The following is a 15,884-nucleotide window of genomic DNA, read 5'->3' on the forward strand; positions in this document are numbered from 1 at the left end:
CCACAACAAAAGGAAACAAACCATGATGCTGAAACCGATTCTAATTGCCCTGGGCGCTCTATTGATGAATGCGGCCACTGTTTTTGCTGTCGACGGAACCATCGATACGGGAGATACGGCCTGGGTCACCATGTCCACAGCTCTTGTCATGATGATGACACCGGCTGGCCTTGCCCTGTTCTACGGGGGCATGTCCCGGTATAAAAACCTATTAAACACCATGGCCATGACCCTGGTGGCCTATTGCCTTACCAGTATTGTCTGGGTGGCCTGGGGATATTCGCTGGCCTTTGGTGAGAGTGCAAATCTTTTCATTGGCAATCTAAACCATATTCTCCTGAACAGCATTGATATCCATTCCGTAACCGGCACCATCCCCACCCTGATTTTTGTCCTCTTCCAGATGACATTTGCCTGTATCTCCGTGGCCATCATCCTAGGGTCGGTGGTGGACCGGATGAAGTTTTCTTCCTGGATTGTCTTTACCATTCTCTGGGTTACCTTTGTGTATACCCCGGTCTGCCATTGGGTATGGGGCGGCGGCTGGATGCATAAAATGGGCGCCCTTGATTTTGCTGGCGGAAACGTGGTCCATATCAATGCCGGGATTTCAGGACTGGTCCTGGCCCTTGTCCTGGGCAAACGCCGGGGATACGGCAAAGAGCCCATGATTCCCTCCAGCGTCACCTTCACTGCCCTGGGTGCCGGTCTTCTCTGGTTTGGCTGGTTCGGGTTCAATGCCGGCAGCCAGCTGGCCGCCGACGGAGTGGCAGCATCGGCCTTCATGGTAACCAATACCGCCGCCGCCATCGGGGGACTTGCCTGGCTCTTTGTTGAATGGAAACACAGCAAAAAGCCCACGGTTCTGGGGCTTGCCTCGGGTGCCATTGCAGGGCTTGTGGCCATTACCCCGGCCGCCGGTTTTGTGACCCTGTCAGGAGCTCTTGTCATCGGAGCCCTTTCCGGGATCATTGGTTATCTCGGGGTTGCCGTTCTCAAACGAAAACTTGGCTATGACGACTCCCTGGATGCCTTCGGGATCCACGGGCTCTGCGGTATCTGGGGTGCCATTGCCACAGGATTGTTCGCCTCCCCGACTGTCACCCAAGGGGCATCAGGTTTTTTCTACGGCAATCCCAAACAGCTATGGATTCAGATTCTTTCCATCATTGCCACCATTGCCTTCAGTGCCATTGCCACGCTTATCGTCATCTCGGTCACCAAACTCATCACCAACGGCATTCGGGTGGAAAAGGACGATGAACTGGCAGGCCTTGACAATGCCCTCCATGGAGAACGGGCCTTTGAAATCGAATAATTGACAATTCCCAAATCAAAGGTAAAAATACTTTTTCCAGTTGACGCCCATGGAAAAATCTCCTATCAACCAAGGATGATGGAAAAAAAACAGTCGCAAAAGAATCATCCAGATCCCTATCGTAAACTGCAGCAGCACCTGGACAAACAGCCGGTTGGGTTTCCCGCCACAAACTCCGGTGCGGAAATCAAAATTTTGCAACACATATTCAACCCGGAACAGGCCGGTATTGCCACCTGCCTGACCCACCGGCCGGAACCCCTTGCCATTGTCTATGCCAGGGCAAAAAACCAAGTCCCCTCTCTTCAACATCTTGAGACGCAATTGGCTAGCATGCTTAAAAAAGGCGGTATTGAGATTCAAAGGAACGAGGATCAGATCCTTTACGCCAACGCCCCCCTGGTGGTGGGCATGTATGAACTCCAGATTGACCGGCTTACCCCCGAATTTATAGCAAATTTTAAAATCTACAGCGCCGATAAAAAATTTGGCCTCTCTTTTATCGGCACCCGCCTTCCCCAGATGCGCACCATCCCCATCAAAAAAAGCATCCAGTCCCACACCCATGTCAGTACCTTTGATGAAATCAATACCCTTCTTCAAAAGGCCCGGGGGCCCTTTGTGATCCTGGCCTGTATCTGTCGGGAAAAAAAGGCGCTCCAGGGAATCTCCTGCAAGGTGACCCAACGCAAGGAAACCTGCATGGCCCTTGGCAGCATTGCGGAGTCGGTCCTTGAAATGGGGGTGGGCCGAAAAATTTCCAGGGAAGAGGCCATGATCATCATGGATGAAAATCAGAAGGAGGGTCTGGTACTTCAGCCAGCCAATGCAAAAACACCGGATTTCATCTGTTCTTGCTGCGGTTGTTGCTGTGGAATGCTGGACATCCAGAAAAATCTGCCGGTACCGGTGAATTTCTGGGCATCCAACTTCCAGGCTGTCATTGATCCAAGCACCTGCATTGGATGCGGAATCTGCAGCAAACGGTGCCAGGCAGATGCGATTTTGATCCCCCCCTTATCCGAAAAAAAAGAAAACCAAAATAAAAACCGGATAGCAGCCGTGGACAAGAATAGATGCATTGGATGCGGGGTTTGTGTTCCCACCTGCCCGTCCAATGCGATCACCCTGACGCCCAGGCCGGATAAGACCCAGCCGCCCGACACGCGACAAGAACTTTATGAGAGTCTCCTGGCCGGAAAAAAAGACCGGCTGGCCAGGGTCAAGCTATATGGCAAATTGGCACGGGATATCATTCTCACACGAGACCTGCGCCTTTTAAAATAAAAATCGGTTCATCTGATCGGCCTTTAGGGTTTCCCCTTATACTGATTTCCACTTATATGGGTCGGAAAATTATATTGCCCGGCACCTGGGACGCTGATTTAACCCCGGTCAATACCATGGCCTGCTCCAGCTCTGTTTTAATCTTATCAATATAGGATTCCACCCCGGCTTGACCCCCTCCCACAGCCGCCACAGAAAAAGGCCTGCCAATCATGACGGCGTCGGCGCCCAAGGCAAGCAATTTCAAGACATCCCCCCCGGACCTTACCCCGCCGTCTGCCAGGAGGGTCACCTGGTCCTTGACAGCATCACTGATAGCCGGAAGCACACTGGCTGACCCGGGAAGATAGTCCAAAACCCGACCGCCGTGATTGGAAACCACAATGGCATCGGCCCCTGCTTCCACGGCAGCGCGGGCATCCTGAACCGTCATCACCCCTTTGAGTATGAATTTCATGGACGCTTGTTGAATAATCTTACCAAGTTTTTCAATCCCCCGGGGAAAGACAGGGCGCCCCATTTTTTTCAGGGTGATCAATCCGGCTGCATCAATATCAATGCCCATGGTATCCGCCCCTGCATCCCTGACCTTTTGAATTTTTTCAAACAATTCCTTGTCTTCCCAGGGCTTGATAAAGGGAATCCCATGGCCCTTGGCATCTTTGATTTCCTTTAACCCGGTTTCATGGATAAAATCCGGGACCCCGTCCCCGGTGCATCCGATGATCCCTTTTTCCTTGCATCCCCTCACAATTGCCCGGATATACTCCTCCTCAGACACCTGGCCCCCCATATTAAAAGAAACCCCGCCAATGGGGGCTGCCATAAGGGGCAAGGCCATCTGCCTGCCCAGCAGGGAAATGGACAGATCCGGTTCTGTCACATTATGGATCAGCCGCATGTTAAAACGAATCTTGCCCAGGGCGGTTACATTCTCCTTAAAAGAAGCAGCCGTTCCCAGCCCCCCCATGCCCGGGACTTGTCCGGCACAGGCAATTCCATTGCACTCGGGACAGACCCGGCAATACCCTTTCATTAACTTTCTGGCAGTATCATATGTTTCTTTCATGGTGTGTCTCCTTTTCTTCTAGAAATCGGCATAAATAATTTTATGCCGTCTGATACTCGGATTCTTCCTCCCCGGTATTATACAGATCTGGCGATCTCTTCAGCCTCGGAAATACAATACATCAAATGCCGTGGGGATTTGGCATCCCCAATAAAATGAAATTGGGCATGATTATTTTTTTCCAGTTTCTTGGCATCCCGAATGGACTGCTGTTTTTCAGAGATCACCACCGTATCAAATCCTGTAAGGGTGAGGGTCTGTCCATTGGATTTAAACACAGCCCCATCATCGGTAAATGCCTGGATTGCCACATTTTTATACAGGTCAACCTTCCCTTTTTTCAGGCGCTCCCTTAAATAATAGCGATCATTGCTGGACATCTCTTCGGCAAAACTCTTTTTCCGGTTCAATACCACCACCTGTTTTCCCTGGTCTGCCAGAAAATCAGCCGTAATCAACCCGGTCATCCCTCCCCCCAGAACGATTACCCTATCCCCGGATTTTTCCTTACCCTTGAGCAGGTCCACATTGGTAATCAATGCCATGTCCGTCTGGAACAACCCTTTGATAACCGGCATATCCGGCAGGGAGCCCGTGGCAAGGATCACCTTGTCCGGCCGGATCTCGTTCAAAAGATCCATGGACAAGGGGGTATCATATCGAATTTCAACCCCAAGACGGCCTATCTCCTCTTTAAAAAAATGGAGGATATCCCCAAGTTCCCCACGGCCGGGAGCTGTGGCGGCCAGAGCCAAAAGACCGCCACAATCAGGTTCCTTTTCACAGATCATTGTATCATGCCCCTTGAGCGCAAACATTCTGCCAGCGGCCATGCCGGCAGGCCCCGCTCCCACCACCACCACTTTTAAATGGGTTTGAGAAGCAGCCTCTTCCTTGATTTTATATTCTCGGCCCACATCGGGATTCACCACACAGGACCCGGGTTCCTTTGCCAGGACAGCATGGATGCAGCCAAGGCAGCAACCCACGCAAGGCCGGATCTGGGAGAATTGACCTTCCCGGGCCTTCCGGGGATACTGGGGGTCCGCCAGAAAAGACCGGCCCATGGAAACCATGTCGGCTTTTCCCTCTTTTATTATCTGGTTGGCATGTTTTGGATCCTTGATCCTGCCCACGGTGATCACCGGGATATCCACCACCTTTTCCACGGCTTCGGCCAGGTGGACAAAACACCCCTGGGGGGTGTACATGGAGGGGATGGTCAACTCCGTGGATCCATAGACCCCACCGGAAATATGAAGATAGACCACCCCTGCTTTTTCCAGCAGGGGGGCAAGGCGCACCGTGTCTTTGAGCTCCCAGCCGTTCTCAATATAGTCGTTCCCATTGATCCGGATACCCACGGGGAACTCCTTCCCCGCTTTTTCCCGGATGGCCTCAATGATTTCAAATAAAAACCGGGTCCTATTTTCAAAGGACCCGCCGTATTCGTCTGTTCTGATATTGGAATTGGGTGCCATGAACTGGTTGATCAAATACCCGTGGGCCCCATGGATTTCAATAAAGTCAAACCCGGCTTCCCTGCACCGCCGGGCGGAATCGCCAAAACAGGCGACCAATTCCTTTATTTCCTTCACCTCTAAAGCCCGGACCTCGCCTTTGACAACTGCCGGTGCCGGAATGGCTGAGGGGGCAACCTTTTGGGGGAGATAAGACTGGCGCCCCCCGTGCATGAGCTGAACCCCAAATTTGGTATCATAACGTTTGACCCTGTCCACCATTATCTTTAACGAAGGAATACACGAATCATCATACATCTGGGGAAGATCCGGCAGTTCCTGGCCGCCTGGGTGAACACTGCCCCCCCCCACCAGCATCATGCCCACTTCCCCCCGGGCTCGCTCCACAAAATACTCGATGAGTTGATCCGTGACATGACAGTTCTCATCCACCCCGAAATTAATGCTCATGGCAGACATCATCAGCCGGTTCTTTACGGTCATAGCGCCTATTTGGATCGGGTTAAAAAGGTGTGACAGCATCTTAGACTCCTCTTTTAGTGAACATTTTAGATTCAGATTTATTCGTTGGCAATCTTCTCCAGCAAGGATTCCACCAGAACAGCAAACTCGGGTATGGCCTTTTTCCCCTTGATAAGGGTTTTACCGCTAACAGACTTGAAAAACCTATTGCAGATGTTGCGCTGGCCCGGGGAAAGCCCTGCCGAGATACCCTTTTTGGACTTGCCAGCCTTTGGGTCCAACCCGGCGGATGCCAAGTCCCGGCGGCCATGGGCCCGATGCATCATATGGGCATAATAGATCAGGGCCCGATCCATGAGAATGTAAAGAAATTGAAGGTTTTCATTGGGCCCCACCTGGAGGCGGTCCCCTCCGAGCTGGAGGGTCTGATTGGTTTTTTGGACAATTTTTTTGCCGCTCCAAAGGGCAGATCCGGCCCCCAGAATACTCCCCAGGGCGGTGAACACCCCGAATGTCAGGCCGCCTGCAGCCGTATCCATGACAATCCCCATGGTACCGCCCAGAACAGCCCCGGCCCCGGCCAGTTGTTTTTGGGTCAATCCCAGCAGCTCCCAGGTCTGTTTTGCGAACAAATCATGTTGGAGCAGGGAATAGTCGGGCAGGGGATAATCATACAGGGTGTGCTTAAACAGAAACTTAATCTGTGCAAACATCTCTTGTTCAATCCCCCGGATCCCTCGCTGAAAAGAGAGATTGAGTCGTTCCCTGGCCCGGATGGGATCCGCCGTGATGGAAAGACGTTCAGACACAGAGAAACCAAGGCTTTTTTCCAGGCCAAGGGTGATATAGGCACAGGCAAGGCGATTGCGTTTTTTCCACTCCCCCTTAAAGGCCAAAATCACCTTTGAAAGGGAGTCTTCCCATTCCTGGTCAATGGATTTCAAACTTTCCAGCATGCGGATGCGCTCTTTAAAATCAGCTGTATTGGAATTAAACACCCGGATGGAATTAAAATATTTGCGGAACTCAAGTTTCCATTCCCGGGTATAATCCTTGTCCATTTGTTTGGAATTAATGATGGCCATGCGGGGCCTGCCCGTGAGCCTTAAAATTTCCATTTCCGCAATATCATCCCCCCTGACCGGCCTTGATCCGTTCACCACATAAATAATACCCGCCCCCCTGGCAATCGGTGCCATGAGTTCACACTCATCGGCAAAAAAAGGATCATCCTGAAAAGTTGCAATAAAATGTTCCAGGATCTTTTCTGAATCACCCCCATAGGCCCTGAACCAGGCCAGGGTCTGCCGGGGCGCTTGGAACCCAGGGGTATCCACGAACCGGATAATTTCTTCCCTGTCAATTTCAACAGTATAGGTCCGGGAAACCGTGGTCTCGCCAGGTACCGGACTGACCCGGATCTGATCATCCTCGGTAAGGGTGGAAACCACGGAAGACTTACCCTCATTGGGGTGGCCCAGAACCGCAAATTCCGGGATATGAAATGGCGGCGTTTTCATTTATACACCCTTTCCAGCAAGATATCTGGATTACCCAATTGACGGATGGCCCGTTTCCAGACCTTAAAATTTATGTCCTCCCCCTCCACAACCCAGGGTTCCTGTCCAGGGGTCTGGGTTAAAAGGATATACAAAGGCCTGTCCGTAAAAATTTCGGTTTTAAGCTGGACAAAATAGTGAAGAAGTCCCCGGATGGGGGGCTGCCACACTTCCTGAAGCAGAATCACCTGATCTGAAGATGCCGCTGCCAGGGCAACCAGCTGATCTTTATCTTCTAAGTAATCAAAGGAGATGGGAATTGTTGAGCGGACATCCAGGAACAAATTCCGGCGGATAACCCCTGGAACAGCCCCTAAAGTATCCCCTTCATAGACTGCCTTCGGTACCAGAACCACCCCATGGGAACCCTTAGCCTGTTCTGCCAAAACCGTTTCAGGGCCTGACCCTTCCAGCTCAAGGGGATCAACGACAGATGGATCGGGCAGAGGATTTTGCCGGCCTGCCCCGTCTGTCAACGGTTCATCAAACCGGATGTCCATGATAGGCGACTTCATTCGGACCAACAGTTTTTTAAACCGGGGTCGTTCAAAATCAAATTCACCCACTGCTCGTCGCTGGGCCAGAAAACTTATTATAATCAGCATAAGCCTTGGCAGAACCGCATAGAAAAATATGCCCAGACAAAGAAATGGCCACCAGGAAACCAGATCTTTTGTGGCAAGGGTAGCAATCCCCTCCTTTAACAGGATCCTTGACCCCTCTATTTGTTCAAGACTCGGGTGGGCAAGGGTTTGGGGTACAAACCAGGACCAGGGAAGAGAAATCACGGCCAGTGCCCCATGGATACGGTCACTGGCCGTCATAAGGGTAGACTGCCAGCCAAAGGCCATGTCACTGACCGCCACCCGGAAAAGGGTTCCCCCCAGGGCGCCTGCGGAAAAGGCTGCAGCGAAAAAAGAAGAGAGCACAAAAAAGGGCCAGAAAAAAACAAGGCGGTATTCCCTGTTTCTCATCCGGATCAGGGAGGCAATATATTCAATGGTCGCAATTGCCTTCTCGCCCAAGGGCCTGCCTATTTTTTTTAAAATTCCGGGGAACCCCTTAAAGAAAAAAGCAGACAACAGGGTATGAAAAATGGAATGATGGGATCCCCGATTTCCCGCCCTTCCCCTGAAAAACCGACCCGCCAGGGCAAACAGGGTGAGAGAGAACAGCAGAACATGGAAAAAAATAAAAACCGCAAAGAAAATCGTCACATTTATGGGCCGGGTCCCGTGGTAGGCCAGAAAGGAATAGGCCATGGAGATGCCGGATAAAAAGCCTATAATCACCAGCACATAAACAATCCACCGGTATAGGGAGGAAAACACCCTGCCCGGCAACAGGGCACGAGTCCCTTCACCGGCCTCGTGGAAAAACACCAGCCGCCGGTATTCCAGCCATGAAAAAAGCAGATCGGTGTCCGTCACACCCCTGGGATCCAGACCAGTTTTATCCTGGCCAGCCTGATCCGGGCCAACCTGATCCAGGCCTGCCTGATCCAGGCCTGCCTGATCCAGCTGGGTGAAAATCTCCCGGTCCCTTGCAAGGGTCTCTTCTTTCTCTTCCGCGGAATCCCTTTGGTCGTCCAGGCTTAAAAGGTAATCCAGGTCAATGATATCCTTCAGATGAATACTCATATTTTTTTTTAACAGATCACAGCATTTTTAACAATTGCCTTTGAAAATTCATCCAAAAGCCGAGAACTCAAGTTCCATCTGTGCCAATAAAGATCCACCCCCATATGGGACCCCGTTGCCAGGTCCATGAGGCGGCCGGTTTTAATGTGGGCCAGTCCCTGGAGATCCGGAACCATACCGTAGGCAAGGCCGTCCAGAATCAATTCGACAAATTTTTCCGAAGAAGGAACATAATGGATCGGAATCTTTTGGATACCCCATTCAGGGACAAAACGTTGAAAATATATTTTTAAAAACCGGGCATGGAGATCGTCCCTGCGATTGTATATGACGGCGGGCGCTGTTTCCAGGCAATCCTTCCCAAGCCCCCGGGGAAAATGTTCTCTTGCAAATTCAGGTGTGGCCACCATTCGATACCTCATGGTGCCAATGGGAGTAACCGAACATCCCTGAACCGGTGTTTTCTCTGAGCTGATACAACCGGCCACCTCCCCATTTCTGAGCAGTTTATGGGTTTGCTCCTGGTCATCCACCTTTAGATCCAGCACTACCCGGTTTTCTCCCAGAAAAGAAGTGATTGCCGGAAAAAACCAGGTAGCAAGACTGTCTGCGTTAATCCCCAGGGCAAACACCTGAAATGCCTCTTGGGCCAGAGGGTTTAAGCTTTGTTCAAGATCTGCCTCAAGGCTTTGGACCTGGATATAATGTTTGAGCAAATTTTTCCCTTCAGGGGTAGGCACCGGCGGAACCGTCCGGGTCACCAAAAGTGTTCCCAACTGATCTTCCAAAAGCTTTATCCTCTGGGAAACAGCGGACTGGGTGATATTCAAGCATTGGGCTGCCTTATCAAACCCGCCTTCCTGGATGACGATGGCCAGGGCCTGCAATAATTTATAATCCAACATAGAAATTTATTACCACAGAACTTGACCCCCTTGCATTAAAAAACAGACTTTGCCCATAAAAATATGAAAATGCCCCCTGTCCTCCAAAAAGAACAGACCTGCCCCCTTCCGGGGGCAGATCCGCCAGTGCCATATCAGGCCGTCCAGTCTGCCTCCTGCACAGAGCTGACACTGCCGTCTTCATTTAAAGCAATGGATGAGCGTTTAATTCTTGCCAACGTTTCATTGTCCTTGTTTTTCACATCAAAGGCCGTGTCCACCCCTGCAAGATAAATCGCCCCCATCCCGGCATCTTTGATCCGGGTAAGATGCATCTCACCGTTTTCATCCAGCCCATAGAGGCTCAGTTCATCAAACACGGCATCATTTTCATCAATCCAGAAATTCTTATCCAGGTCATAGGCGGAAAGTTCTCCAAATCCGTCTCCGGTGGAGGGCCCGAACAATTCGCTGCCGTCATTGATCACCCCGTCCTTGTTTTTGTCCAGGGCTAAAAATCCCGTTCCCCATACCGGCGCCTGGATATCCTCAAGATTTCCATCCAGATCCAGGTCAAAGGAAAATCCAACTCCGGAAAATTGAGGAGTTGTCACCCCGGCATTGACAATCAGGGGATCGATCAAGGTAACCCCCGTTTCTGTCCAGGCGAAAGACTCCTCCCTGAGAAAGGAACGCGCCATCTCCATTTCAAATGAAAAATCAATTTCATTGCCGTCCAGGGTATTGACAATGCCCTTGGCAGAAAATAGTGTCTGTTCAGATTCTGAATAGGTATAGGTACTATATTCCGAATATTCATAGGCAGATAACCGGGGGGCAGATGGAACGGTACCTGTGGAAAAATCATTGCTGTTTAGCTGACTGATTCGGCTGAGATGAAAGCAGCCGCCGGAGGATTGCCGGATCACATTCAATTTACCGAAGCTGTCCATGATGGCACCCAGCATCTGTTTCATTTTTTCCATTTCAGCCACAAACCGATCTGTCAGGGCAATGGCCTCTTGACCCTTAAACAGAACCGATCGGTGCCACTGGCTATCTTCCCCATCAACCGTGCTCGCCTCCTGTTCAGTCGTGTTTTTTTCTGCAATTTGCCGGGTTTTTGCCCGGTCCATTTTTTGCTCCATCTTCTGATCCACCAGGTCCAGGAATTTGAATTCCTGTGTCACTTGCTGTTGGCTGGTCTCAGAATAGCTTCTTGACGAGAAAAGGTCTAAATTGAAAGTATCAATTTTCAATATCGGCCTCCTTTTACAAAATTTTCGGCGACCTTCTCCTCCGGAATCGGCGCCGAAGATACTTGCCATGGGTGACCTCCTGTCACACCAGATCATCAGGGGAAGACCCCCCTGTCTTTCTATTCCGCAAGCAACATGCAGACCATGGCTCCATCCCATTGATTTTCCAAGAAAAAAAGAAAATACCGAAAAAAAGAGGCCTTCTTTTTCCCGGTATTTTTTGCCGGACACCCGACATTTATTTCCATTTACCAGCAGGTCGTTAAATTTTTTGGGTGGATTTTCCCCCATATTTGATAACCATCTTTTCCAAAACCCCATGGGGCCGGGCGCCCACCAACCGATCCAACCCCATGATAAAGGTGGGGACGGCCGTGATTGCCTTTGTCCGGGCCAATTCCCAGTCTGCATCCACAGCACCCTTAAATGTCCGCTGATCCATAACCGCTTCCCCTTCCGCAGGATCAAGTCCCACAGACCGAATCAACGCCAGCAGCACCTCTCGTTTTGCAAGGTTATCACCCGCCACAAAATAGGCGCTAAAGGCAGCCATGTGGAAGGCATGGCCCTTGCCCTTCTCCTCTGCCCACAGCCCGACCTCCTGGGCAAGACGACTGTTATAGGTCATCTTCCGATCCCCCATGGGCAAATCAAATTTTGCAGCCGTGGCCTGGAGCTGGGCCACAATCTTGTTCACATCGGAAAAAATTCCTTTTTTGACAAACAACGCTTCCAGGGAAAGACCCTGGTCCGGGGTGTCCGGATGAAGGGGAAAGGCCCGCCATTTTACCAAAATTCCATATTCTTTTTCTAATTTTTCAATACTCCCGGTAATGAAGTAGCACCAGGGTCAGACATAGTCTGAAAATATTTCAAGCACCAAATCTTTGGTCATGTTTCTCTCCTTAAGGTTGTCGTGTTCCCGATAATATAACCACCCTTATGAAAAGATACAAGCGATCGAATTTAATGCGAATGGATGGATGAAAGGGGGATCACCAATACCGTCAGGGAAGGGGCATCGGCTCATTCTCCCAGAACATCCATGTCCCGGAAACTTTCCAACGACTCCCTTTACGTGTTTAATTTTTGAAGATTCTATAATCTCAAAGAGTTCATGACCACGGTCTGAGGCATCGGCAGTGGTCCTATTCTTAGCATTAAGACCAATTTCCCGGCGCAATACATCTGCTACTTTGCTCGCGGTCCTGTCCGGTTCACCCTCTGGGTGGGCTAATTATTTTAATGGGATAGAACGCCATCCTCCAATAGTTCCAAGCAAATATATCAAACCAATCAATAATATTCCAAGTGAAAAAACGACATATCGAGGGGCTACAGGGAATGATACGTCCAAAAAGCCTAAAACAATCATCAGTTCAGGAATAAACAAAAGACCTCTTAAAATGAAAAAAAAACTTATCGCTGTAAGAACCTGTTTAATCCATGGCAATGGGCGGATGTATCCAGCTCCAGATATTGCATACAGACCAAATACTGCAATAATAATTGCAATTAATATACACGAAATAATAAGAAGATAGTTATTTTGCACCAGTACTTCAGGTGCACCGAAATATAAACTCACTGTTGGTGAAAATCCCATTGCTCCATGGAGTAAAGCAATTATAATAGTTAAAATACCAACAAATAGAAGAATCCGTTTATAATTTTTCATCACCTACTCCTTTTTTGGGTTCAACATACAAGCTGATCAATCATTTTTTTTAGAAAAGATAGCATTTTTTCAGGATCATTAACCTTTTGCTTTAGGAACAAATCACCAAGCACAAAAAAATAATTGGACATAAGTGATACTGCTAAAAAAGAACAGTCTTTTGTTTCGTTTATTTCACCTCGTTGCTGTGCAGAACAAACTAATTCTTTTACTATTTTTAGGTAGGATTTCTCAAATTCCTCTATTTTTTCAAGCCATTCCTCATCGGCGAAAACAATTTGCCGTAGGTACTCACGAGATAATTTTGGTTTAGATGTATAGAAATATAGATTAAATTCTACCAGGTGAATAAATTGTTCTCTTAATGGAACATCGTAGGGTATTGTGTTCGTAGCTTCATTAAACAATCTAATCAAGTCATCATGAAATGCGGCTGCAAGAAGTGATGTTTTGTTTTGAAAATGTTTATAGATGGTGCCGAGAGCAATTTCAGCATGTGAGGCAATTGCTCGGATTGTAGTTTTTTCAAATCCTTTAGTTTCAAACAAAAACCGAGCACTTTCCAAAATCAAGGCATAAGTTTCGATTTTTTGCTTTTCCCGTCTTTTGCCGACTGGATTAATTGTTTTTGCAGACATCTTTTCTCCTTAATTTTAAGGGTGAACATGTTCATTTAATAAAACTAGTTCATATTTATTGTCAAGAATATTTGCTGTCTGATTGTTTTTATTTTCGAGATCGGTGTTTTGGAATGGATAGGTGGGAGCCCAACGTTTTAAATCACCTGACCGAAAAGCGCGCAGCGTTTTTCGGTCAGGTGCATTTTCTTGTTAGCTATTTTTCAGAATCAAATTTTTGGTGATTTTTACCAACCCTTGCACCCATGAGCGAACCTCCTCGAATCGGATCTTCCTGTTGCATGACAGATGAATATAATCGCATTGATGACGACTGACGAAGATCTTTGAAACGTTGCCTGAACCGGATCAGAGATTGATTGCCAGGCTTTACCGTGGCTTCTGCAATATCCCAAAGTGAAACGAGGCTGGCCGATACCTGGTTCAATCCTGAGCCATCATTCTTTTTCAGCAAATAGCCAGAGTGCCTCAGCGAGCGAATTGGACTATTAAATTCAAAGCTTAAAACATCGATGAATCGCTGAACCTCCTCAACGATAGTTGGATCAGGCCAATCCTCCGCATAAACATCAATCAACTCTGCCGAGATCTTAATGACGCCATTCTCATCAATTGAACAAGAGATGGAACTGACTCTGGGATGATCAGATTCGGTAGAAACTTCTTCAATCACTAACCCTAAGGTATTCGCCGAGAAGCTGACAGAGCCCGTATTCATAGTCTTCCTTTGGATAACCATTGATTATCAGGACCAGGTGATTGCCCTTATTCTCAATATCCAACAAAAAGAATTCAATATTTCCATCACGGCCCAGGACCAGCCGGACCTTGGGGACATCCCAAATTTTTACCAGCAGGGGATCGGCAACTTCTGGGCACCACAAAAAAATTTCTGGCCGCCCACAGATTCTATGAAAAAAATGGATTTGTCTCGCTTGAAAAAGAGAGCCTTCCCCTCCAATTTCCCCTCATGTACGTGGACACAAAATTTTATGTCTATTCAATTAAATAAAACACAATATTAATATTTTTAATGTTTCATAAAATATATTAATTTTACTTCTTTCGATCCTTTGGGTATTCTGGTTAAAATTTAAAACAATCAAAACCCAGAGGATAGAAGATGCTATTGACATTTTTAACGGGCATGGGAACCGGTGGTGGGTTGATCATTGCCATTGGTGCCCAAAACGCCTTTGTATTGAGCCAGGGGGTCAAAAAAAACCATGTCATCTTGATCCCCCTGATCTGCGCCGTGTGTGACGCTGTTCTGGTGGCCATCGGAGTTGCAGGTGTCGGTACCTATATTGCTTCCAGCCAGGTGTTGTCCCAGGTGGCGGGTATTGGCGGGGCCCTGTTTTTATTCTGCTATGGCCTCGGCTCTTTTCGATCTGCCTTTAAAGGGCAGCAACTGGACACAGATCAAAGGGGAGGGACCTCTTTAAAAGCGGCGGTTCTCACCACCCTGGCCGTCACCCTGCTCAACCCCCATGTGTATATCGATACCATATTGCTCGTGGGAAGCATTGCCAGTCAGTTCCAGAATCCGGGACATCTGATCTTTGGTGCCGGGGCCGCCACGGCATCCTTTGTCTGGTTCTTTGGTTTAAGCCTTGGCAGCCGACTTCTGGCGCCATTTTTCAAGAAACAACTCTCCTGGCGGATTTTAGACACCCTTGTGGGGATCGTCATGTGGGCCGTTGCCATTTCCGTTCTCAAGGGAAGTCTGGGAAGCGGATGAAGCAATGGGATGTCCCATGAGCAGCCGGTTTTTAGGCGTTATGGTGTCGGGAATTTTTTGGGTGGTGATCGCATATCCCTTTGCTGCAAGCCCAAGGGCCCGGACCGTGTCAATGGCCAGAGAACCGTCCATCCAATTGGAAAGGTTCCCGGTTGAATTGGTTTTCAAATTATGGCAGCAGGGCAGGACCGCCACCCGTGCACCTGCTTCAACCGCCTTGTCAATCACCAGGTCGGTGAGGCTGCCGCAGGCATGGGCAGAGACCACCAGGTCATCGGGGTAAAGTTGAACCTCCTGGATCAACATTTGTCTGTAGTGGATCCTGTTTTCAAGGCGGGGCCAGGTCTCTGTCAGGGAGTGGGATAGTGCCTGGGCATTCCCGGGAATTTTGGCATCAATTGCCAGGGCCTGATCCGATCCATTGTCCAGAATCAGCAGTATATGGGCCAAAAGGCCATGGCCGCAGGCAAGATCCACCACCCGGCCCCCCCGGTATTTTCGCCGGACCCGCCGGGCGGTTTCCCAGGATTCATAGAGCTCTTTGCGGGGCAGGGTACCGGCTCGGCAGACAGCCCTGGCAATCTTGTCAAACAGGCTCTCGGTCTTGAACAGGGATGCATGCCGGGGCATCAGTCGATTTTTGCTGGATTTTTCCATTGATACCTTAATCCTTTTGACCGATAATTTCCTTGACCCGGCCCACTATCCCGGACTCAAGCCTGACCTTAATACCATGGGGGTGGGTCTTTGAGTTGGTGAGAATATCCTTTACCACTCCCCGGGTGAGTTGCCCGGTCCTCTGATCTTGTTTCTGCACAATATTTACACTGGCCCCTTTTTGGATATCGGCCCGTTTTTGTCCATTCAT

At 49.2% G+C, this 15,884-nt stretch carries 14 protein-coding genes and 1 pseudogene; 3 read left to right on the top strand and 12 right to left on the bottom strand.

All coding sequences use genetic code 11. The features are described 5' to 3' along the window. Nucleotides 1–25 precede the first annotated feature (25 nt). Together ACZ45G_RS27150 and ACZ45G_RS27155 are read left to right on the top strand one after the other, a co-directional pair. A complete protein-coding gene (locus ACZ45G_RS27150; protein WP_464180031.1) occupies nt 26–1,318 on the top strand; it encodes an ammonium transporter in 1,293 nt (430 codons plus the stop codon). Beyond that, complete coding sequence (locus ACZ45G_RS27155) at nt 1,319–2,605, top strand: 4Fe-4S dicluster domain-containing protein (RefSeq protein WP_464173714.1); 1,287 nt, start codon at nt 1,319–1,321, stop codon at nt 2,603–2,605. A 52-nt stretch (nt 2,606–2,657) separates the two neighbouring features. Here the strand turns inward: ACZ45G_RS27155 and ACZ45G_RS27160 are convergent, their stop codons facing one another. From ACZ45G_RS27160 to ACZ45G_RS27205, 10 genes and pseudogenes are all read right to left on the bottom strand, one after another. Continuing rightward, entirely contained in the window at nt 2,658–3,674 is a 1,017-nt protein-coding gene (locus ACZ45G_RS27160) for an alpha-hydroxy-acid oxidizing protein (protein WP_464173715.1), read from the bottom strand. A gap of 77 nt (nt 3,675–3,751) precedes the next feature. After that, nucleotides 3,752–5,677 carry an oxidoreductase gene (locus ACZ45G_RS27165; protein WP_464173716.1) on the bottom strand — a complete coding sequence of 642 codons (1,926 nt, stop codon included), beginning with the start codon at nt 5,675–5,677 and terminating at the stop codon, nt 3,752–3,754. A gap of 38 nt (nt 5,678–5,715) precedes the next feature. Beyond that, entirely contained in the window at nt 5,716–7,137 is a 1,422-nt protein-coding gene (locus ACZ45G_RS27170; RefSeq protein WP_464173717.1) for a DUF3482 domain-containing protein, read from the bottom strand. Beyond that, the gene (locus ACZ45G_RS27175; RefSeq protein WP_464173718.1) at nt 7,134–8,816 is read right to left on the bottom strand and encodes a DUF2868 domain-containing protein; all 1,683 of its coding nucleotides are present in this window, start codon (nt 8,814–8,816) and stop codon (nt 7,134–7,136) included. Before ACZ45G_RS27175 ends, ACZ45G_RS27170 begins: the two co-directional genes overlap by 4 nt. Before the next feature lie 8 nt (nt 8,817–8,824). Then, nucleotides 8,825–9,721, bottom strand: coding sequence for a LysR family transcriptional regulator ArgP (locus ACZ45G_RS27180; protein ID WP_464173719.1), 897 nt, complete (start codon nt 9,719–9,721; stop codon nt 8,825–8,827). 134 nt (nt 9,722–9,855) lie between these two features. Beyond that, a complete protein-coding gene (locus tag ACZ45G_RS27185; protein ID WP_464173720.1) occupies nt 9,856–10,959 on the bottom strand; it encodes a hypothetical protein in 1,104 nt (367 codons plus the stop codon). 262 nt (nt 10,960–11,221) lie between these two features. Then, a pseudogene (locus tag ACZ45G_RS27190) lies at nt 11,222–11,797 on the bottom strand (DsbA family oxidoreductase); the annotation flags it as partial. Nucleotides 11,798–12,196: 399 nt separating this feature from the next. Continuing rightward, nucleotides 12,197–12,637: a hypothetical protein gene (locus tag ACZ45G_RS27195; protein WP_464173721.1), complete on the bottom strand. Its 441-nt coding sequence runs from the start codon at nt 12,635–12,637 to the stop codon at nt 12,197–12,199. A 20-nt stretch (nt 12,638–12,657) separates the two neighbouring features. Next, a complete protein-coding gene (locus ACZ45G_RS27200) occupies nt 12,658–13,275 on the bottom strand; it encodes a TetR/AcrR family transcriptional regulator (protein WP_464173722.1) in 618 nt (205 codons plus the stop codon). Nucleotides 13,276–13,471: 196 nt separating this feature from the next. After that, nucleotides 13,472–13,993, bottom strand: coding sequence for a hypothetical protein (locus tag ACZ45G_RS27205; protein WP_464173723.1), 522 nt, complete (start codon nt 13,991–13,993; stop codon nt 13,472–13,474). Between the two features lie 405 nt (nt 13,994–14,398). Between ACZ45G_RS27205 and ACZ45G_RS27210 the strand changes: the two genes are divergently transcribed. Beyond that, on the top strand, nt 14,399–15,016 hold the full coding sequence (locus tag ACZ45G_RS27210) for a LysE/ArgO family amino acid transporter (protein WP_464173724.1): 618 nt from the start codon (nt 14,399–14,401) through the stop codon (nt 15,014–15,016). Here ACZ45G_RS27210 and ACZ45G_RS27215 read toward each other — a convergent pair. Continuing rightward, nucleotides 14,942–15,673 (bottom strand): methyltransferase, encoded by a 732-nt coding sequence (locus ACZ45G_RS27215; protein WP_464173725.1) that lies wholly within the window; start codon nt 15,671–15,673, stop codon nt 14,942–14,944. The genes ACZ45G_RS27210 and ACZ45G_RS27215 overlap by 75 nt on opposite strands. A 7-nt stretch (nt 15,674–15,680) precedes the next feature. Then, nucleotides 15,681–15,884 carry a YwbE family protein gene (locus ACZ45G_RS27220; RefSeq protein ID WP_464173726.1) on the bottom strand — a complete coding sequence of 68 codons (204 nt, stop codon included), beginning with the start codon at nt 15,882–15,884 and terminating at the stop codon, nt 15,681–15,683.

This window comes from Desulfoconvexum algidum (assembly GCF_055382125.1).